Source organism: Lysobacter sp. 5GHs7-4 (assembly GCF_021284765.1).
Lineage (GTDB): Bacteria > Pseudomonadota > Gammaproteobacteria > Xanthomonadales > Xanthomonadaceae > Lysobacter.
The window spans coordinates 1,235,458-1,256,723 of sequence record NZ_CP089924.1 but is presented as its reverse complement, the minus strand read 5'-3'; the positions used below and the strand labels follow the sequence as shown (position 1 = coordinate 1,256,723).

Here is a 21,266-nt window from a genome sequence, read left to right as displayed (position 1 = left end):
TGGGCCGGACGGCCCGGATCGGGACGCGGTTGCTGTCTCGCACGGACCGGCTCATTCGAGCGTCTCCGCGTCCACGGCGCGGCCCAGCTGCGCCAGCGCCTTGGCCATGTGCTTTTCGGCGGCGCGCACCGAGATGCCCAGCATGTTCGCTATGTCCATATATTTCCGCTTCTCCATGGTGCGCAGCACGAACACGTCGCGCGTGCGCTGCGGCAGCGCGCGCAAGACGGCGACAGCCAACTTCATCGCCTCCTCTCCCAGTAAGACGCGCTCCGGGGAGATTTCCGTAGCGGGCTGGTGAATTTCTTCGTCGAAGGACTCGTGCGCGTCCTGGTCGCGGGCCTGGCGGCGCCGGCCCCAATCGCGCAGGGCGTTGGCGGCGATCTGGAAGACGTACTGTTTGACATGCTCGATCGGCCCGCCGCGCGCGCGCCGGACCAGGTGCAGGAACACCTCCTGGGTCAGATCCTCGACCTCGGCCGGGTCCTTCACCCGCTTGGAGAAGAACCCCCGCAACGGGGCGCGGTACTGCAGGGAGATGTTCTCCCATTGGCTGGCGCAATCCTCGCCGTAGTCGGCGAGCGATGCCGGTTCGCGCGTTGAAGGCGCCGGATCGGCCATCGAGTCCCTCCCCCATACGCGCTGGTATGCGCGAGCCGGCAGCATACTCCGTCGCGCACGCCGCGGTGTGCACGGCGCTTACGGCGCGGCGCAGCGGCGGTTTTCCTCGGCAAAACCGCATTAATTTTTCTCCGCCGGACATGCGGCGGCGCAGCATTTGCGTGCATGCAGGCATGCCGCACGGCACGGTTGTCTGTATCTGCGGGCGCCGCCGCCGATGGTCGTGCGGCGCCGGGCGCGCAGCGGTCGCGGCCGACGCAGGTACGCCCGCAGACGGACCGATCCGGCAAAGCCGCGCGCACGAACGCCCTGCGTGGCGGAGGAGAATCCGTCAAAATCGCCGTTCGCCCCCACGAGACCCGCGCCGATGTCCCACGATCCAGCGACCCTGTACCCCGCCCACCTCGCCGAGCTGCAGCGCCGCACGCACGAAGCCCTGGAACGCGCGGGTCTCGATCACCTGGTCGTGCCCAGCGGAAACTCGCACTATCAGATGTTCGACGACCGCGATTACCCCTACGCGGTGAACCCGCAGTTCAAGGCCTGGCTGCCGCTGACCCGCAACCCGGGCAGCTGGCTGGTGGCGACGCCGGGACGCAAGCCCAAGCTGATCTACCTGCAGCCGTTCGATTACTGGCACGTGGTCCCGCAGGCGCCGGCCGGCTACTGGGTCGACCACTACGACATCGTGGTGATCCGCAAGCCCGAGGAGGCCCTGGCCCACCTGCCGGCCGATCCCGCGCGCTGCGCGATCCTGGGCGAGCCGCAGAGCGCGCTGGGCGCGTTCGTTCCGAACAACCCGCAAGCGGCGATCGACTACCTCGAGTTCCACCGCGCCTACAAGACCGCCTACGAAATCGAGATGATGCGCGCCGCCACCCGCCGCGGCGTGCGCGCGCACCGCGCCGCCGAGGCCGCGTTCCGCGGCGGCGGCAGCGAGTTCGACATCCACCTGGCCTATTGCGCGGCCGCCGGCCAGGAAGGCGCCGAACTGCCGTACAACAACATCGTCGCCCTCAACCAGAACGGCGCGGTGCTGCACTACACCGAACTCCAGCGCGAGGCGCCGGCGCAGCTGCGCAGCTTCCTGATCGACGCCGGCGCCAGCCACCACGGCTACGCCTGCGACATCACCCGCACCTACGCCGCCGACGCCGGCAGCGAGTTCCAGGCCCTGATCGACGCGGTCGACGCCGCCCAGATCAAGATGTGCGACCAGGTGCGCGCCGGCCACGACTACAAGCGCATCCACCTCGACGCGCACCTGGCCCTGTCGGGCATCCTCAAGGACTTCGGCGTGATCAAGCTCTCGCCCGAGTCGGCGCTGGAGACCGGCGTCAGCAACGTGTTCTTCCCGCACGGCATCGGCCACGGCATCGGCCTGCAGGTGCACGACGTCGCCGGCTTCGCCGCCAGCGACCGCGGCGGCACGATTCCCAAGCCCGAAGGCCATCCCTACCTGCGCCTCACCCGCGAGCTCGCGCCCGGCATGGCGGTCACGATCGAACCCGGCGTGTACTTCATCGACCTGCTGATGGACGGCCTGCGCCAGGGCCCGCATGCCGACGCGGTGGACTGGAACCGCGTCGAGCAGTTCCGCCCCTACGGCGGCATCCGCATCGAGGACGACGTGGTCTGCACCGACGACGCGCCGATCAACCTCACCCGCGACGGCTTCGCGGCAGCGGCCTGAGCAGCGCAGCGCATGAACCGCATCCGTTGAGAACGAGCGTTTGAAGCGTGCGATCCAGCGGGTGCTGTTCGTCTGCGGCCACAACCGCCTGCGCAGCCCCACCGCCGAACAGCTGTTCGGCGCCCGCCCCGACCTGGAAGTCGCCTCGGCCGGCCTGAAAAACGACGCCGACCACGTGCTCGGCGCGGAACTGGTGGCGTGGGCCGAGCTGATCTTCGTGATGGAAAAATCGCAGCGCGCCAAACTGCAGCAACGCTTCCGCGCACAGCTCAAAGGCAAGCGCGTGGTCTGCCTGGACATACCGGACGACTACGACTACATGGACCCCGCGCTGGTGCGGCTGCTGGAAGCGCGAGTACCGCGGCATTTGTAGGGCCCACCAGCAACGCGACCGCGGCCTCCGCTAGCGTCGGCGCGCCCATCCTGCTCCTGTTCGCCGCTGTTTCCGGTCTTGCCGCCAGCCTAGCCAACATCGCCGTTGCCCTTGCCGTTGCCGTTGCCGTTGCCGTTGCCGTTGCCGTTGCCGTTGCCGTTGCCGTTGAGTTTGCTCCGGCATTGAAGTCCATTGACCCGAAGCCACACGACCATTCCCAGACCCGTAGGGCGGCGCGCAGGACGCGCGCCGTTTTTCGATAGGACATGGATGTCCTATCGAAAAATCCCGGCGCCAGAACCGAAGCCACACGGGAGCTTCTGGCTCAGGCCCTTCTCTTTGGTTACTTTCTCTTGGGCCAGCAAGAGAAAGTGACCCGCATGCGCAGCAGGCGGAAGCCTTTGACCTTCGAGCCAAAGAAGCAGAGCAACAGCAACAGCAAATCCTCCCCAACCCTCCTTTGTCAAAGGAGGGAGCTAAAAGCACAGCATCGGTTTCTGGAAGGCAATCACAACCGCAGAGGCGCGACAGTCGCGATTCGCGGTCGCGGCTCACGCCGCTCCTACAGGGAGCGCCGGCAAGAGAAAGTGACCGCATGCGCAGCAGGCGGAAGCCTTTGACCTTCGGTCAGAAGCAACAGAGCAAGAACAAAAGCAAATCCTCCCCAACCCGCCCGGCCAGCAGGCACAGCCTGCCGGCGTTCAGCCGTGCACGAACCTATGGTTCGTAAACGCACGGCTTCACCCTTTTCCAAAGGAGGGAGCTAAAAGCGCGACGCCGGAGCTTGAAGGCCATCGAAACCGGATAAGCGCAATAGCCGGGATTCGCGGTCGCGGCTCACGCCGCTCCTACAGGGAGAGCCAAAGCTATCGTTTATAAGGAACCGGACCGCGCGACTAGCGCCGCGCCATCCACTCCTCGATCTCATCCGCACTGCGCGCCAACTTATCGGTCAACACCCGATACCCCTCTTGGGTGACCAGCACATCGTCCTCCGTGCGGATACCGATCCCGCGCCACTTCGCATCCACGCTGGCGTCGTCGTGCGACACGTACAGCCCCGGCTCGATGGTGAACACCATCCCCGCCTCCAGCAGCCGCGACTCGCCCTCGATCCGGTACTCGCCCACGTCGTGCACGTCCAACCCCAACCAATGCCCCGTCTTGTGGCGGTAGTAACGGCGGTAGCTGCCGTCGGCGATGTTCTTTTCCAGCTTGCCCTTGAGCAGCCCCAGCTTGAGCAACCCTTCGGTCAACGTCTCGACCGCGGCGTTGTGCCCCGCCTCGTAAGCCACGCCCGGGCGCGCCTGCGCCAACGCCGCGGCCTGCGCCGCGCCGACCAGGTCGTGCAGCGCGCGCTGCGGCGCGGTGAAACGGCCGTTGACCGGGAAGGTGCGGGTGATGTCGGCGGCGTAGCCGCGGAACTCGGCGCCGGCGTCGATCAGGACCAGATCGCCATCGCGGGCCTGGCCGTTGTTGGCGCGGTAGTGCAGCACGCAGCCGTTGGCACCGGCACCGACGATGCTGCCGTAGGCTGGCTCGGCGTCGTGCATGCGGAACACGCGTTCGAGTTCGGCCTGCAGCTCGTACTCGCGCACGCCGGCGCGCGCCGCGCGCATCGCCGCCTCGTGCGCCAGCACGCTGATGTCGGCCGCGCGCTGCATCAGCTTGAGCTCGTCGCGGTCCTTGAACAGGCGCATTTCGTCCAGCAGATGCCCCAGCTCCAGGAACTCGTGCGGCGGCTGCGCGCCCTGGCGCACCATCGCGCGCACGCGGTTGAGCCAGCCGATCAGCTTGAGGTCGAACTCCTGGTCGCGGCCGAAGTGGTAGTAGACCCGCGAACGCCCTTCCAGCAGCCCGGGCAGGATGTCGTCGAGGTCGGCGATCGGATACGCATCGTCCAGACCGAAAGCTTCGACCGCGCCCTCGGGACCGAAGCGCGGACCGTCCCAGCCCTCGCGTTCCAGATCGCGCTCGCGGCAGAACAGCAGGGTTTCGCCGTGCTTGCGGCCCGGCACCAGCACCAGCACCGCCTCGGGTTCGGGAAAACCGGTGAGGTACCACAGGTCGGAATCCTGCCGGTACGGGTAATGCGTGTCGCGGCTGCGGATCAGTTCGTTCGCCGACGGCAGCACCAGGATGGCGTCGTCGCCGGCCATGCGCATCAGCTGCTTGCGCCGGCGCGCGTAGGCCTTGGCGGGAATCTGACTGGCCAGAGCGGTGGTCTTGCTCATCGTCGCGGCACCCGTTTCGATTCCGTCGTCAGTTCAGGCGTTGCCGATGCTGCGTGGCCAGCACGCAGTCGCCGTGCAGCAGCAGCGCGGCCACGCGCACGAACTCCTCGATCTCGACCAGCGCTTCTTCATCTTCTTCGTCGCCGTCGTCTTGCGGCTGGGCGACGGCGAGCTTGGCCAGATCGCCCAGCGCCTCGCGCCCCTCCACCGACAGCGCGTTGGCCGAGGCGCCGGCCAGGCCGAAGCCGCCGAGGAAGCCGCGGCACCAGTCGAACAGCGCGCCGCTGCGCTCGGACAGCGAGGCGTCCGCGTCGGGCAGCAGCAGAGCGAAATCGAAACTGCGGTCCGACAGCTGGGCCGCGCTGGCCAGGCGCAGTTGGTCCAGCGCGCTGTCGGCCTCGGGCGTGGCCACCGCGTCGTCGGCCAACACCTTGGCCGGCCACTCGCGCAGGGACGCGCCGCCGCCGGCGAGCCAGCCGCACAAGGCGCCGTGCAGTTCGGAGGGCGAGGCGGCCAGCGCCAACTGGCGGCTCTGGGCGTCGACGGCGGACAGTTCGGGCAGTTCGATGGCGGGCACGGGTTTGGCTGTGTGGGGGATGCGCCAGTTTAGCAACGCGGCGACGCGGCTTGTTGCGGCGGACGGCGCCTGCCTACACTGCGCGCTGCCACGCCCTGCGCCCCGGTGTCCGTGCGTCCTCATTTCCCCTTCGCTGTCCGCTGTGCCGGTTTGCTCAGCGCCTTGCTGGCGTTGGCGGCCCTGGCGTTGCCGGTCGCGGCGGAAACCCGGGACTACTATTTCACCCGCCTGGGCAGCGAAATCGGCCTGGCCCAGAACTCGGTCACCTCGCTGGCCCAGGACGCGCAGGGCTTCGTCTGGGTCGGCACCCAGGGCGGCCTGCACCGCTACGACGGCCAGCGCTTCGTGCCCTACCGCCACGACCCGCGCGACCCGGCCACCCTGCCCGACAGCTACGTCACCGCGCTGGCCCAGGAAGGCGAGCGCGCGCTGTGGGTCGGCACCTACTCCGAATACGTGTCGCGGCTGGACCTGGGCAGCGGCCGCATCCGCCGCTACCAGGCGCCGGCCGGCGGCCAGGCCCAGCGCCAGGTCATGGCCCTGCTCTACCGCGGCGGCCGGGTCTGGATCGGCACCCCCGCCGGGCTGGAACGGCTGGACCCGGCCAGCGGCCGCCGCGAGGTGCTGCTGCGCCTGCCGCCGGCCCCGCGCGAGCGCGCCTGGCAGAAGCTGGTGTCGGACGTGCGCGGCAACGTCTGGTACGGCAATCCCGCGGGACTGTATCGGGTGGGCGACGACGGCCGCGCCGAGCGCGTCGACGCGCAGCCGGTCGCCAGCCTGCTGCGCGACCACCGCGGCCAGATCTGGGTCGGCCGCGGCGACGGCCTGTACCGCCTGCACAGCGACGGCCGCGGCCTGATCCGGGCCTGGCCCGGCGACGCCGAGCGCGCCGCCGATCCCGGCCACACCGACGTGCGCGCCATAGTGGAAGCGCCCGACCGCCGGCTGTGGTTCTCGGTGTTCGGCGCCGGCCTGCGCCGTTACGACCCCGACACCGGCAGCGCCCGCAGCGTGCGCGCCGACGGCGGCATCGACGCCAGCCTGCCCGAGGACACCATCTCCAGCCTGATGATCGACCGCGGCGGCCTGCTCTGGGTCGGCGGCACCTTCCGCGGCGTGGCCCTGGCCGATCCGCGCGGCAGCCGCTTCAGCTACGTGCTGGACCTGGACAGCGGACAGCCGCGCAACGCCGCCGCCGACGACAGCATGCGTGCGCTGATCCAGGACCAGGACGGGGCGCTGTGGTTGGGCAGCGACAACGCGCGCCTGCTGCGCTACGACCTGCAGCAGGACCGCTTCGAGGACTACACCGCCCTGACCGGCGCGGGCGTGCGCACCATGGCCTTCGGCCACGCCGACCGCGGACGCCTGTGGCTGGCCACCAGCGACGGCCTGCGCCGGCTCGATCCGGTCGCGCGCACGATCGAGCGCATCGACCTGGGTCCGTACAACGGCTTCGCCCTGCGCAGCCTGCTGGTGGCGCGCGACGGCCGCCTGTGGCTGGGCAGCAGCGGCCACGGCGCGCTGCGTTACGACCCCGCCAGCGGCGAGATCGTGCAGTACGACTACCGCGAGGGCGATCTCAAGGGTCTGAGCCATCCGGTGGTGCACGCCTTGCTGCAGGACCGCGCGGGCCGGATCTGGTTCGGCACCGGCGACGGCCTGGACCTGCTGGAACCCGACAGCGGGCGCATGCGCCACTACCGCCACCGCGCCGACGACCCGTCCAGCCTGCCGGGCAATCTGGTGCGCGCGCTGCACCAGTCCGTCGACGGCACGCTCTGGGTCGGCGGCCACGCCGGCCTCAGCCGCGCGATCGAGCGCGGCGGCGAAATCCGTTTCGCCCATCCGTTGGCCGCGGCCATGAACGATCGCCCGGTGCCGGTGGTGTTCACCATCGCCGAAGCGCCCAACGGCCGCCTGTGGCTGGGCACCGACGCCGGCATCGTGCGCTTCGACATCGCCCCGGGCTGGGTACGCCGCTACGGCCTGGCCGACGGCCTGCAGGACCTGGAGTTCAACGGCGGCGCGGTCACCGAGCTGCGCGACGGGCGCCTGGTGTTCGGCGGCGTGCGCGGACTCAACCTGTTCTCGCCGGCGCGCATGGCCGACTCGCGCTACACCCCGCCGGTGCGCCTGCTCGGCGCCTGGATCGGTGCCGAGGCCACGGTCGACAACGGCGCGCTGTGGCAGCCGGCGCGCCTGGACGTGCCGGCCGCGGCCGGCATCCTGCGCCTGCGCGTGGGCGCGCTGGATTTCGCCCCGGACTCCAGCATCCGCTACCGCTACCGCATGGACGGCTTCGATCGCGACTGGATCGAGAACGGCATGCGCCGCGACATCACCTACACCCGCCTGCCCGCCGGCCGTTACACCTTCCGCGCCCAGGCCACCAACCGCGACGGCATCTGGAATTCGCGCGAACTGGTGATCCCGATCCACGTCGCCCCGCCGCTGTGGCGGCATCCGATGGTGATCCTGGCCGCGGCGCTGATCCTGATCGCGCTGCTGGCCAGCGCCGGCTGGCGCTGGCACCGCGCGCGCCAGCGCGAGCGCGGCTATTTCCAGCAGATCCGCGAACGCGAGGAACGCCTGAAACTGGCGCTGTGGGCCTCGGGCGAGCAGTTCTGGGACTACGACCTGAGCCGGCGCGAGATGCACCGCATGCGCGTCGACGAACAGCACGCGCAGACCCCGGACATCGGCGTGCAGACGCACGTGGTTGACGACCACGAGATCCACGCCGACGACCAGCAGCGCGTGCTGGAGCAGCTCAAGCGCCACCTGCGCGGCGACGTCGCCCTGTTCCTGTCCGAACACCGCATCCGCAACCCCGGCGGCGGCTGGAGCTGGATGCGTGCACGCGGCCGCGTGGTCGAACGCGACGCCAAGGGCCGCGCCCTGCGCGTGGCCGGCACCGCCCGCGACATCACCGCCAGCCGCAGCGCCGAACGCGACCGCCGCATCTCCAGCGAAGTGCTGCGCAGCATGGCCGAAGCGGTGGCGGTGATCGACCGCGATTTCCACTTCGTCTCGATCAACCCCGCCTTCACCCACATGACCGGCTACGGCGACGCCGAGGTGATCGGCCGCTCGGCCAGCCTGCTCGACAGCCGCCAGCACGATCCCGAGTTCTACCAGGAGATGCGCGCCGAACTGGAACGCAGCGGACGTTGGTCGGGCGAGATCTGGCAGTCGCGCAAGGACGGCGCCGAATTCCTGTGCTGGCTGCAAAGCAGCGCGGTGCTGGACGCGGTCGGCCAGCGCAGCCACTACGTCGCCGTGCTCACCGACATCACCGACCAGAAGCGCGCCGAACAGGAACTGCGCTACCTGGCCAACTACGACACCCTGACCAGCCTGCCCAACCGCACCCTGCTGTCGGAACGGCTGTCGCGCGCGATCGTGCGCGCGCGCCGCCAGGGCCATCGCATCGCGGTGCTGTTCCTGGACCTGGACCGCTTCAAGGACATCAACGACTCGCTGGGCCACGCCGCCGGCGACCGCATCCTGCGCGCCGCCGCCACCCGCCTGCAGGAAACCGTGGGCGCCGAACACACCGTCGCCCGTCTCGGCGGCGACGAGTTCACCGTGGTGCTGGAGAACATCGACACGCCCGAGGAAGCCGAGGCGATCGCGCGCCGCCTGCTGCGCGCGTTCGAGGCGCCGCTGGATTTCGACGAACGCCACGACGTTTCGATCTCGCCCTCGATCGGCATCAGCCTCTACCCCGATCACGCCCAGGTGCCGACCGATCTGCTCAAGCACGCCGACACCGCCATGTACCAGGCCAAGGCCGCCGGCCGCCGCACCTATATGCGCTACACCGAGGCGATGGACGTGGAGATCCGCCGCCGCGCCACCATCTCGGCGGCGCTGCGCAAGGTGCTGGACCGCGGCGAACTGCGCTTGGTCTACCAGCCGCGCCTGTCGCTGCCCGAGCAACGCATCACCGGCGTGGAGGCCTTGCTGCGCTGGCGCAGCGCCGAGTACGGCGATATCTCGCCGGCGCAGTTCATTCCGCTGGCCGAGGAAAGCGGCCTGATCCTGGACATCGGCGAATGGGCGATGCACGAAGCCTGCCGGGTGCTGCAACGTTGGCGTCAGCACGGCCTGGACCAGCTGTCGATGTCGGTCAACGTCTCGGCGCTGCAACTGCTGCGCAGCGACCTGCCGCGCACCGTCGCGCGCGCGCTGGACGAGAGCGGCATCCCGGCCTGGCGCCTGGAGCTGGAACTCACCGAGAGCGTGATCATGGCCAACGCGGTCCAGACCGCGACCACCCTGCAGGCGATCCGCGACCTCGGCGTCGGCCTGGCCGTGGACGACTTCGGCACCGGCTACTCCTCGCTGGCCTACCTCAAGCGGCTGCCGATCAACACCCTCAAGATCGACAAGGAGTTCGTCGGCGACCTGGGCCGCGATCCCGACGACGAGGCGATCACCAGCACCGTCATCACCATGGCCCATTCGCTGGGCCTGAACGTGGTCGCCGAGGGCGTGGAGTCCGAGGCGCAGATGGAATTCCTGCGCGCGCACGGCTGCGACGAGATCCAGGGCTACTGGCTGGCCCGCCCGCTGGAGGTCGACCAATGCCTGGCCTTCATCCTCGCGCGCACGCCCGGCGCGAGCCCGCCCCCCGCCCGCCCGGACTGAGACCGCCGCCCCGCTCCGGCGCAGCCGTTCATGCGCCGGCCCGTTCCACGCCGCGGCCGGCTTGACCGGCTCCCGGCTCCCTGCCTATCGTGACCGTATGGACCGCGCCGAACTGCTCGCTCAAATGCAATCGCTCGCCAACCGCGTCGACGAGTTGGCCGAACGCGCGCGCCGCCTGCACGACGAAAACCGCAGCCTGCGACAGCAACAGGAACAGCTGGCCGGCGAGCGCTCGGCCCTGCTGGCCAAGAACGAGCAGGCGCGCACCCGCGTCGAAGCGATGATCGCGCGGCTGAAGTCGCTCGAGCAGCACACTTGAGCACGAGCCCGATGAGCGCCAGCGAACCCGTCAGCATCCGCCTGCTCGACCGCGAGTACACGGTCGGCTGCGAACCGTCCGAACGCGACAGTTTGCTGGCGGCGGCCAAGCTGCTGGACAGCAAGATGCGCGAGATCCGCGGCGGCAATCGCATGGCCGCGCTGGATCGCGTCGCCGTGCTGGCCGCGCTCAACCTCGCCCACGAACTGCAGCAACTGCGCGGCGAAAGCGAAAGCCGCGACCGCGAACTGGCGCGCACCCTGGGCGACCTGCACCGCAAGCTCGACGGCCTGTTCGACGCGGCGCCGCGCTGAATCCGCGTCATCCGCCGGCCCGGCGATTCGTAACCCGGCGCAGCCTGGGGCGTGTTGTGAACGAACGATCGGTGCAGCATGCGAACACGCGGCGCGATCGGCTGCAGCGAGTGCATGCGTGCGCCGCGAAATCGCCGCCGCAAACCGACGCGATTCACACTCTCGATGAATCGCAACGCAGCATCGCCGACGAGCGGGCATGCGCACACGGACTCCCGCGCTATACTTCGCCCACGTCCTCTGCTGTGCGCGACGGCGTGCACAAACATTCGCCTTGTCCCTTAATGACGACCACGGGGGCGCGACGGAAGCCCGGAGTGCAGGTCCGCCTCGTAGCGGGAAGCCCGAAGGCAGCCAAGCGTCCCCACTTGAACCCCGGGTTCAAGGTCGTTTGGCATGCATCGTCATTGGCGGAGGACTACTTATTCCGGACGGGCGCCTCGCGGCGCCCGCTCCTTCTGGCCCGCGGCTCCGGCCGCGGTCCGTCCCTGTGATGGAAGCCCTGCCGCATGACGGCTGACCGTGCGGCGTTGCGCCGCGACCTGCGCGAACGCCGCCGCACGCTGAGCGCGGCCGAACGCATCGCCGGCGCGCAGCGTCTGGCCGCGCACCTGCTGAGCCTGCCCTTCGCGCCGCAATCCGGTTACGTCGCCGGCTACTGGGCGCTGGATGGCGAAATCGGCCTGCACGCCTGGCAGGTTCAGCTGCCCTCGGACTGCATCTACTGCCTGCCCGTGCTCGGCGACGACGGCGCCCTGCGCTTCGCGCCCTGGCGCGCGGGCGACCCGCTGGCCAGCAACCGCTACGGCATCCCCGAGCCCGACGTCGCCGCCACGTCCCTGCTGGAACCGCGCGACCTCACCCTGGCGGTCACGCCGCTGGTGGGCTTCGACCCGCGCGGGCACCGGCTGGGCATGGGCGGCGGCTGGTACGATCGCAGCTTCGCGTTCCGCCAGCGCGAGCCCGCGCCGCCCTGGCTGGTCGGCGCCGCGTTCGAGGTCCAGCGCGTCGACGCGCTCGACCGCGCCGACTGGGACGTGGCCCTCGACGCCGTGTGCAGCGACGTCGCCGTCTACGACTGCCGACATTCCCTGATCGCGTGAGCGCCCCATGACCGCACGCCGCCGCTACTGGCTGATGAAGTCCGAACCCGACACCTTTTCCATCGACGACCTGGAGCGCGTGCGCACCGAGCCCTGGAACGGCGTGCGCAACTACCAGGCGCGCAACTACATGCGCGACGGCATGAAGGTGGGCGACGGCGTGCTGTTCTACCACTCCAATACCGCCGTGCCCGGCATCGCCGGCCTGGCCACCATCGCCAGCGCGGCCTATCCGGACCCGACCCAGTTCGACGCCAAGTCCGACTACCACGATCCCAAGAGCACGCGCGAGGATCCGCGCTGGCTGCTGGTCGACGTCGCCTTCGAGCGCAAGCTCAAGCGCGTGATCACCCTGGACGAGATCAAGGCGCGCGCCGACGAGCTGGGCGAGGATTTCGCCCTGACCCGACGCGGCAATCGGCTGTCGGTGCTGCCGGTGTCGGCCGCGCAGTGGAAGCTGCTGCTGGCGATGGAGTGAGCGGTGGCCGAACGCAGCCTCTGTCCGCCGCAGCAACGGGCCGCCGCTGAAGTCGCGCCCCGGAGTGGCCAACGCCGCCCCCGATCCGTTATTCCCGCGCAGGCGGGGATCCTGGGCACCACCAAGCATGACGCTAAAGTCTCTGGCTCCCCGCGTTCGCGGGGTTGACGAGCAAAAGCAGAATGCGCCCGTCCTAAGTTTTCCGAACCGCAATTCACGAACTACGAGCCCAGCCCATGTCCGAAGCAAAACGCCTGGCCGGCGAAAAAGCCATCGACTACATCGAAGACGGCATGATCGTCGGCGTCGGCACCGGCTCCACGGTCGCCTACTTCATCGACGCGCTGGGCCGCATCAAGGAGCGCATCAAGGGCGCGGTGTCCAGCTCCGAACAGAGCACGGCCCGGCTGCAGGCGCTGGGCATCGAAGTGCTGGACCTCAACGCCACCGGCCCGCTGTCGCTGTATGTGGACGGCGCCGACGAGTGCGACCCGCACAAGCGCCTGATCAAGGGCGGCGGCGCCGCGCTCACGCGCGAGAAGATCATCGCCGAGGCCAGCGCCAAGTTCGTCTGCATCGTCGATCCGGCCAAGCGCGTCGACGTGCTGGGCCGCTTCCCGCTGCCGGTGGAGGTGGTGCCGATGGCACGCAGCCTGGTCGCGCGCGAAATCCTGGGCATGACCCGCGCCCAGCCGGTCTGGCGCGAGAACGTGGTCACCGACAACGGCAACTGGATCCTCGACATCCACGGCCTGGCGATCACCGATCCGGTGGCGCTGGAAAGCGCGATCAACCAGATCCCGGGCGTGGTCAGCGTCGGCCTGTTCGCGCGCCGCCCCGCGGACGTGGTAATCGTCGGTGGCGAGCCGCCGATCGTGCTGTAAGCAGCTGATTTTCAACAAAATCTCAGCACATGAGACGATCCGCCGATAGAATCGGCGGATCGCCGGCCAGCGGTCCTTGCGGGGCGCGTCGCGCGGCGCGAACCTTCGTTATCCCAGCGTGACCCGCCGTCGTGACCCTGCGCTGCCTGTTCGTCGACTTCAACTCCTACTTCGCCTCGGTCGAGCAATTCGACGAACCGCGCCTGCGCGGCCGGCCGGTCGGCGTGGTGCCGGTGATGGCGGCGACCACCTGCTGCATCGCCGCCAGTCGCGAGGCCAAGCTGCACGGCGTCAAGACCGGCACGCCGGTGCGCGAAGCGCTGGAGCGCTGTCCCGACATCATGATCGTGCAGGCGCGCCCGGCGCGTTATGTCGAACTGCATCACCAGCTGATCGCGGCCATCGAGGACTGCATACCGATCGACGGCAAGCCGCTGTCGATCGACGAGGTCGCGTGCCGGCTGATGGGCCGCGAGCGCCAGCGCGACCATGCGATCGCGATCGCGCACAAGATCAAGCGCACCCTCACCGAACGCGGCCTGAGCCCGGCGATCCGCTGCTCGGTCGGCATCGCGCCCAACACCTTCCTGGCCAAGACCGCTTCCGACATCGAGAAGGTCGACGGCCTGACCGTGGTCGAGTTGGCCGACCTGCCGCAGGCTCTGCACGGCTTGGAATTGCAGGATCTGTGCGGCATCGGCCCCTCGATGCTGCAGCGCCTGCATGAGGCCGGCATCGTCAGCGTCGCCCAACTCACCGCCGCGCCGCGCGAGCGCCTGCGCGCGATCTGGGGCGGCATCGAGGGCGAACGCTTCTGGGCGCAACTGCGCGGTATCGAGCCGCCGTCGCGCCAGCGCAGCGCGGTCGGCTCGGTCGGCCACTCGCACGTGCTGGACCCGCAGATGCGCAATGCCGAGGGCATGCGCTCGGTGATGTTCAAGCTGCTGGCCAAGGCGGCCATGCGCTTGCGCCAAGAGCGCTGCCAAGCCCGCGGGCTGAGCCTGCACATCCGTTTCGTCGGCCGCGAACAACGCTACGACCGCGGCCTGTCGTTCGCCGCGCTCGACGACACCCCGACCCTGCTGCAGCTGATGGCCGATGCGATCGAGCCGCTGATGCGCGCCGCCGCCAGCGGGCGCTGGAACCTGCGCCGCCATCCGCCCTTGTCGGTCGCGGTATCGCTGATCGACCTGCAGCCCTGCGCGGCCGAAACCGGCGCACTGTTCGCCGACCGCCAACGCAACCAGGCCCTGACGCGCGTGCTCGATCAGGTCAACCAGCGTTACGGCAACAACCGCCTGTACTTCGGCGCGATGCAGGAAGCCCTGGCGCAGGGTGCCGCGCCGATGCGCATTCCCTTCAGCCATATTCCCGACGAAGCCACCGAGGCCGATCTGGGCGCCGCCCCGCTGGTCGCCGATCCCAGCATGGACGAGTTGTGGCTGCAGCGGTTGCGCCAGTTCAACGTGATGGCGGAAAGCGCGCATCGCAACGAGCGCGAAAGCGCCAAGCCCAAAGACCCAGCGCCGCACTCGCCCTCGGGCGTAGGCGGTTGGGTGCGCAAGCGCCGCGGGCAACCCGAAGACGGCGAACGCGGCAGCACCGGCTCGCTGTTCTGAGATCCGGCAAGCCACCGGCCCTTCAAGCCTCTCTCCCTTGGGAGAGGGTTGGGGTGAGGGTCCGGCGCAGGCGTGCAGCTCCAACCTCACGCCAAACCCTCATCCGCCCTAAAGCCACCTTCTCGCTCAGGCAGTAGCCCTGACTCGCTGTTCCGAAACCCAACAGGCCACTAAGCCATCTTCAAGCCCCTCTCCCTTGGGAGAGGGGTTGGGGTGAGGGTCCGGCGCAGGCGCGCAACTCCAATCTCGCACCGAACCCTCATCCGGCCTACGGCCACCTACTCCCACAGGAAGAAGGAAGTACCAGCAGCCGACTTGGAACAAAGCCGGCCTCAGGCATCCACACCGACAAAGCCCCCCGTCTGCCGCTTCCACAACCGCGCATACAAGCCGTCATGCGCGATCAGTTCCTCGTGCGTGCCGGTCTCGATGATCCGTCCCTGGTCCATCACCACCAACCGGTCCATGCGCGCGATGGTCGACAGCCGGTGCGCGATCGCGATCACCGTCTTGCCGGCCATCAACGAATCCAGACTTTCCTGGATCGCCGCCTCGGCCTCCGAGTCCAGCGCCGAGGTGGCCTCATCCAGGATCAGGATCGGCGCGTTCTTCAACAACACGCGCGCGATCGCCACGCGCTGGCGCTGTCCGCCGGAGAGCTTGACGCCGCGCTCGCCAACCAGGGCCTCGTAGCCTTGCCGGCCCTCGCCGTCGACCAGACGCGGAATGAACTCGTCCGCGCGCGCCTCGTGCGCGGCCGCCTGCATCTCCGCCTCGCTCGCGTCCGGACGGCCGTAGAGCAGGTTGTCGCGGATCGAGCGATGCAGCAGCGAGGTGTCCTGGGTAACCACACCGATCTGCGAACGCAGGCTGTCCTGGGTGACGCCGGCGATGTCCTGACCGTCGATCAGGATGCGGCCGCCCTCCAGATCGTACAGACGCAGCAGGATGTTCATCAGCGTCGACTTGCCCGCACCCGAGGGCCCGACCAGGCCGATCTTCTCGCCCGGACGCACCGTCAGATCCAGATCGGCGATCAATCCGCTGTCGCGACCGTAATGGAAGTGCACGTTTTCGAACCGCACCCCGCCTTCGCTCACCTGCAACGCCTTCGCATCCGCGCGATCGACCACCGTCAGCGGCCGCGAGATCGTCTCGATGCCGTCCTGCACCGTGCCGATATCCTCGAAGATGCCGTTCACCGTCCACATGATCCAGCCCGACATGTTGTGGATGCGGATCACCAGACCCGTCGCCAACGCGATCGCGCCGACCGTGATCGCGCCTTGGTGCCACAGCCACAGCGCCAGACCGCAGGTACCGACGATCAACAGTCCGTTGAGTACGGTGATGCTCATGCCCATCAGCGTGGTCATGCGGGTCATGTCGCGCGAACGACCGGTCTGTTCCAGCATCGCCTCGGCCACGTACGCCTCTTCGCGCCGCGAGTGCGCGAACAGCTTGAGCGTGGCGATGTTGGTGTAGCCGTCGACGATGCGTCCCATTAACTTGGAACGCGCATCCGACGCCCGCCACGAGCGCTGCTTCACCCGCGGCACGAAGTAGCGCAGCAGCCCGATGTAGATCACGATCCACGCCACCAGCGGCCCCACCAGGCGCACGTCGGCTTGCGCGAACAGGTAGATCGCCGACGCCGAGTACACCACCACGTACCACAGCGCGTCGAAGGCCTGGGTGGTGGATTCGCGCAACGACGGACCGGTCTGCATGATGCGGTTGGCCACGCGTCCGGCGAAGTCGTTCTGGAAGAAGCCCAGACTCTGTCGGAGCATGTAGCGATGGGTCTGCCAGCGCACCAGGTTGGTCATGCTCGGATGCACGCTCTGGTTCAGCAGCAGGTCGTGCAGGCCGAGGAAGAACGGCCGCGCGATCAGCATCACCGCCGCCATCCACAGCAGCTCGCCGCCGTGTTGCGCGAACAACTGTCCGCTGGGCGTGGTGTTGACCAGGTCCACGACCTTGCCCAGGTAGTCGAACATCACCACCTCGACGATCGCGACGAAGAAGCCGACCACGGTCAGGACCGCGAACACCGGCCAGGCCTGGCGCAGGAAATGCCAGTAGAACGCCGCCACGGTGCGCGGAGGCATGTCCTCGGGCGCGGGGCGGAACGGGTCGATCAGGGATTCGAACCAACGAAAAATCATCATGGCGTTGAGCCTTGGTTAGCTTGAAAACTCCCGTCGCGCGGCGGTCGCCCGGTCCCGACACGGGACGTGTGAGCGACGCGCTGGAACGACGCGCGTACTGAATCGGGCGCCTGCGGCGCCGGATCAGGAATTCGGGAGTGAGGTGGCGGGCGAGCGCGCACGATCAGCGGCCATAACAGGCCCTGACAGCGGACGGTCTGCCTGGCGCGACCCGAAACTGGGCCGCGAATGCGGACTTAACGGTGTACCGCGCCGACGATGGTGAACTTCATGCTGCCTCTCCTTTCCGTCCCGGCGACCGCGATCAAGCCGCGATGCCAGGGGATTGCCCGGCTGGCGCGCCGCGCACGATTGCGCGACGGCAGACGCGAGTGTAGCGAGAGTCGCCGATGACTGCAGTCGTGGCGACGAAACGCCAGAGTCCGCATAGTGAAATTCGCCGACAATCGTCATATCGGCACCGAACCGCGCCCAGCGCAGCGGCCATGGCTCAACTGCGGGTGCCGATATCGGCGCCGACAGCCACCATTCCAGCACTCCTGCTCTCTGTGGGAGCGGCGTAAGGCGCGATAGCGGCAATGAAATGGCGGCGCGATTGGCCGTATGCCGGTCGCGGCTCACGCCGCTCTTACACGGGCAATCGGCGCAGAACGGCTTTGGGGTAGGAGCGGCGTAAGCCGCGACCGCGGCAATGGAACGGCGGTGTAACTTGCCCGATGGCGATCGCCAGCAATGGCAGCCCTTCTGCTTTCTGTGAAAGCGGCGTAAGCCGCGATGGCGGCAATGAAGTGGCGACGCGATTGGCCCGATGGCGATCGCGGCTGACGCCGCTCCCACAGAACGCCTGGGATGCGGCCGGGAGCGGGCGGATTATCTTGAAACGCGTCGGCATTAACTCACCCGCCGCGCGATTCGCCTGCGGCCGGCATTAACGTTTCGCGCGCGCAAAGAAGAAGGCCGGTCCCCTTTCGGGAACCGGCCTTCGGATAAAGCCCCTGGCGATGACCTACTCTTGCATGGCTTAGGCCACACTACCATCGGCGCATGTGCGTTTCACTTCCGAGTTCGGGATGGGATCGGGTGGTTCCACACAGCTATTATCACCAGGGAGAGGGTGGAGGGTCGCCGGTTTCGTTGGACTGAAACAGCGCACACGCTCTCGTTGGGTTGCTTCGGACGGAATGGTACCCGTCGTTGGCGAATAAGTTGGGACGTAGCGAAGTTTAGCTTCTGATGGAAGCAGAGTCGAATGTCATCCGACGAATCGTGGAGACCAAAGCAACTTGAGGTTATATGGTCAAGCCACACGGATCATTAGTACAGGTTAGCTCAATGCATTGCTGCACTTACACACCCTGCCTATCAACCACCTAGTCTTGATGGTTCCTTTAGGGGACTTAAAGTCCCGGGAGATCTCATCTTGAGGCGCGCTTCCCGCTTAGATGCTTTCAGCGGTTATCGCTTCCGAACATAGCTACCCGGCAATACCACTGGCGTGATAACCGGAACACCAGAGGTTCGTCCACTCCGGTCCTCTCGTACTAGGAGCAGCCCCTCTCAAATCTCCAACGCCCACGACAGATAGGGACCGAACTGTCTCACGACGTTCTGAACCCAGCTCGCGTACCACTTTAAATGGCGAACAGCCATACCCTTGGGACCGACTACAGCCCCAGGATGTGATGAGCCGACATCGAGGTGCCAAACACCGCCGTCGATATGAACTCTTGGGCGGTATCAGCCTGTTATCCCCGGAGTACCTTTTATCCGTTGAGCGATGGCCCTTCCATACAGAACCACCGGGTCACTAAGACCTACTTTCGTACCTGCTTGATCCGTCGATCTTGCAGTCAAGCACGCTTATGCCTTTGCACACAGTGCGCGATGTCCGACCGCGCTGAGCGTACCTTCGTGCTCCTCCGTTACACTTTGGGAGGAGACCGCCCCAGTCAAACTACCCACCATACACGGTCCCCGACCCGGATTACGGGCCTAGGTTAGAACGTCAAGCACGACAGGGTGGTATTTCAAGGATGGCTCCACCACAGCTAGCGCCATGGTTTCATAGCCTCCCACCTATCCTACACAGACGAACTCAACGTTCAGTGTAAAGCTATAGTAAAGGTTCACGGGGTCTTTCCGTCTTGCCGCGGGAACGCTGCATCTTCACAGCGATTTCAATTTCACTGAGTCTCGGGTGGAGACAGCGCCGCTGTCGTTACGCCATTCGTGCAGGTCGGAACTTACCCGACAAGGAATTTCGCTACCTTAGGACCGTTATAGTTACGGCCGCCGTTTACTGGGGCTTCGATCAAGAGCTTCGCCTTGCGGCTGACCCCATCAATTAACCTTCCAGCACCGGGCAGGCGTCACACCCTATACGTCCACTTTCGTGTTTGCAGAGTGCTGTGTTTTTGATAAACAGTCGCAGCGGCCTGGTCACTGCGACCCCTTTCAGCTATAGCTCGCACGAGCCACCAAAAGGGGTGCACCTTCTCCCGAAGTTACGGTGCCATGTTGCCTAGTTCCTTCACCCGAGTTCTCTCAAGCGCCTTAGAATTCTCATCCTGCCCACCTGTGTCGGTTTACGGTACGGTCTGCGTAAGCTGAAGCTTAGGAGCTTTTCCTGGAAGCGTGGTATCAGTCACTTCGCTCTAATGAGCTCGTCTCGCTGCTCGGTGTTAAAGGGTCCCGGATTTGCCTAAGACCCACACCTACCTGCTTTCTCCCGGACAACCAACGCCGGGTAGACCTAACCTTCTCCGTCCCTCCATCGCACTTACGCGAGGTGCTGGAATATTAACCAGCTTCCCATCGACTACGCATTTCTGCCTCGCCTTAGGGGCCGACTCACCCTGCGTCGATTAACGTTGCGCAAGGAAACCTTGGGCTTTCGGCGTGCGGGCTTTTCACCCGCATTATCGTTACTCATGTCAGCATTCGCACTTCCGATACCTCCAGCAGACTTCTCAATCCACCTTCAACGGCTTACGGAACGCTCCTCTACCGCGCATACAAAGTATGCACCCCAAGCTTCGGTTCATCGCTTAGCCCCGTTAAATCTTCCGCGCAGACCGACTCGACCAGTGAGCTATTACGCTTTCTTTAAAGGGTGGCTGCTTCTAAGCCAACCTCCTGGCTGTCTGTGCCTTTCCACATCGTTCACCACTTAGCGATGAATTTGGGACCTTAGCTGTGGGTCTGGGTTGTTTCCCTTTTCACGACGGACGTTAGCACCCGCCGTGTGTCTCCCGGATAGTACGTACTGGTATTCGGAGTTTGCCATGGTTTGGTAAGTCGCAATGACCCCCTAGCCATAACAGTGCTCTACCCCCAGTAGTATTCGTCCGAGGCGCTACCTAAATAGCTTTCGAGGAGAACCAGCTATCTCCGGGTTCGATTAGCTTTTCACTCCTAATCACACCTCATCCCCTACCTTTGCAACGGGAGTGGGTTCGGGCCTCCAGTTGATGTTACTCAACCTTCACCCTGGGCATGACTAGATCACCCGGTTTCGGGTCTACTGCCCGCGACTATGCGCCCTTATCAGACTCGGTTTCCCTTCGCCTCCCCTATACGGTTAAGCTCGCCACGAACAGTAAGTCGCTGACCCATTATACAAAAGGTACGCCGTCACCCTTGCGGGCTCCGACTGCTTGTACGCACACGGTTTCAGGGTCTATTTCACTCCCTTCACCAGGGTTCTTTTCGCCTTTCCCTCACGGTACTGGTTCACTATCGGTCGGTCAGGAGTATTTAGCCTTGGAGGATGGTCCCCCCATGTTCAGACAGGGTTTCTCGTGCCCCGCCTTACTCGATTTCATTGAATGAGGTCTTTCGCATACCGGGCTGTCACCGTCTATGGCCGAGCTTTCCAACTCGTTTTGCTAAACCTTACTCAACTTAAGGGCTGCTCCCCGTTCGCTCGTCACTACTTAGGGAATCTCGGTTGATTTCTTTTCCTCCGGTTACTTAGATATTTCAGTTCACCGGGTTCGCTTTGCATGGCTATGTATTCACCATGCAATACTCCTTGCGGAGTGGGTTTCCCCATTCGGACATCGCGGGATCAATGCTTATTGCCAGCTCCCCCACGCTTTTCGCAGGCTGTCACGTCCTTCATCGCCTCTGACCGCCAAGGCATCCACCGTGTGCGCTTATTCGCTTGACCATATAACCCCAAGTCGCCTTGGAGCCACAGGATTCAGGGGTACAAAGCCCGAA

General features: G+C 66.5%; 14 protein-coding genes, 2 rRNA genes and 1 other RNA gene. 10 read left to right on the top strand and 7 right to left on the bottom strand.

All coding sequences use genetic code 11. The features are described from left to right. Positions 1–51: 51 nt before the first annotated feature. The gene (locus LVB77_RS05425; protein WP_232909178.1) at positions 52–621 is read right to left on the bottom strand and encodes a sigma-70 family RNA polymerase sigma factor; all 570 of its coding nucleotides are present in this window, start codon (positions 619–621) and stop codon (positions 52–54) included. A 367-nt stretch (positions 622–988) separates the two neighbouring features. Here LVB77_RS05425 and pepQ point away from each other — a divergent pair, with 367 nt between their 5' ends. Beyond that, complete coding sequence (gene pepQ / locus LVB77_RS05420; protein ID WP_232909177.1) at positions 989–2,314, top strand: Xaa-Pro dipeptidase; 1,326 nt, start codon at positions 989–991, stop codon at positions 2,312–2,314. A gap of 40 nt (positions 2,315–2,354) precedes the next feature. Continuing rightward, positions 2,355–2,687 (top strand): phosphotyrosine protein phosphatase, encoded by a 333-nt coding sequence (locus tag LVB77_RS05415; RefSeq protein WP_232909176.1) that lies wholly within the window; start codon positions 2,355–2,357, stop codon positions 2,685–2,687. Between the two features lie 89 nt (positions 2,688–2,776). Here LVB77_RS05415 and LVB77_RS21250 read toward each other — a convergent pair whose 3' ends face one another. The 3 genes from LVB77_RS21250 to LVB77_RS05405 form a co-directional block, all read right to left on the bottom strand. Further along, positions 2,777–2,902: a hypothetical protein gene (locus LVB77_RS21250; protein ID WP_255700565.1), complete on the bottom strand. Its 126-nt coding sequence runs from the start codon at positions 2,900–2,902 to the stop codon at positions 2,777–2,779. Positions 2,903–3,583: 681 nt separating this feature from the next. Continuing rightward, positions 3,584–4,921 carry an aminopeptidase P N-terminal domain-containing protein gene (locus tag LVB77_RS05410; RefSeq protein WP_232909175.1) on the bottom strand — a complete coding sequence of 446 codons (1,338 nt, stop codon included), beginning with the start codon at positions 4,919–4,921 and terminating at the stop codon, positions 3,584–3,586. Between the two features lie 28 nt (positions 4,922–4,949). Then, a complete protein-coding gene (locus LVB77_RS05405; RefSeq protein ID WP_232910164.1) occupies positions 4,950–5,489 on the bottom strand; it encodes a UPF0149 family protein in 540 nt (179 codons plus the stop codon). 159 nt (positions 5,490–5,648) lie between these two features. On the opposite strand from LVB77_RS05405, the gene LVB77_RS21290 reads away from it, so the two are divergent. The 8 genes from LVB77_RS21290 (at position 5,649) to LVB77_RS05360 (ending at position 14,871) form a co-directional block, all read left to right on the top strand. Then, the gene (locus tag LVB77_RS21290; RefSeq protein ID WP_305068927.1) at positions 5,649–10,154 is read left to right on the top strand and encodes an EAL domain-containing protein; all 4,506 of its coding nucleotides are present in this window, start codon (positions 5,649–5,651) and stop codon (positions 10,152–10,154) included. 97 nt (positions 10,155–10,251) lie between these two features. Next, entirely contained in the window at positions 10,252–10,473 is a 222-nt protein-coding gene (locus LVB77_RS05390) for a TIGR02449 family protein (RefSeq protein WP_232909174.1), read from the top strand. 11 nt (positions 10,474–10,484) lie between these two features. Continuing rightward, the gene (locus LVB77_RS05385) at positions 10,485–10,787 is read left to right on the top strand and encodes a cell division protein ZapA (RefSeq protein WP_232910161.1); all 303 of its coding nucleotides are present in this window, start codon (positions 10,485–10,487) and stop codon (positions 10,785–10,787) included. Positions 10,788–11,021: 234 nt separating this feature from the next. After that, positions 11,022–11,208: non-coding RNA, 6S RNA (ssrS, locus tag LVB77_RS05380), on the top strand. An 88-nt stretch (positions 11,209–11,296) separates the two neighbouring features. Then, entirely contained in the window at positions 11,297–11,890 is a 594-nt protein-coding gene (locus LVB77_RS05375) for a 5-formyltetrahydrofolate cyclo-ligase (RefSeq protein ID WP_232909173.1), read from the top strand. Positions 11,891–11,897: 7 nt separating this feature from the next. Then, on the top strand, positions 11,898–12,368 hold the full coding sequence (locus tag LVB77_RS05370; protein WP_232909172.1) for an EVE domain-containing protein: 471 nt from the start codon (positions 11,898–11,900) through the stop codon (positions 12,366–12,368). A gap of 236 nt (positions 12,369–12,604) precedes the next feature. Beyond that, entirely contained in the window at positions 12,605–13,252 is a 648-nt protein-coding gene (rpiA, locus tag LVB77_RS05365) for a ribose-5-phosphate isomerase RpiA (protein ID WP_232909171.1), read from the top strand. Positions 13,253–13,383: 131 nt separating this feature from the next. Beyond that, positions 13,384–14,871, top strand: coding sequence for a hypothetical protein (locus tag LVB77_RS05360; protein WP_232909170.1), 1,488 nt, complete (start codon positions 13,384–13,386; stop codon positions 14,869–14,871). Positions 14,872–15,203: 332 nt separating this feature from the next. Here the strand turns inward: LVB77_RS05360 and LVB77_RS05355 are convergent, their stop codons facing one another. From LVB77_RS05355 to LVB77_RS05345, 3 genes are all read right to left on the bottom strand, one after another. Next, the gene (locus tag LVB77_RS05355) at positions 15,204–17,039 is read right to left on the bottom strand and encodes an ABC transporter ATP-binding protein (protein ID WP_305068933.1); all 1,836 of its coding nucleotides are present in this window, start codon (positions 17,037–17,039) and stop codon (positions 15,204–15,206) included. A gap of 996 nt (positions 17,040–18,035) precedes the next feature. After that, positions 18,036–18,150 (bottom strand): 5S ribosomal RNA (gene rrf, locus LVB77_RS05350). 185 nt (positions 18,151–18,335) lie between these two features. After that, a 23S ribosomal RNA gene (locus LVB77_RS05345) occupies positions 18,336–21,213 on the bottom strand. Between the last annotated feature and the right edge of the window lie 53 nt (positions 21,214–21,266).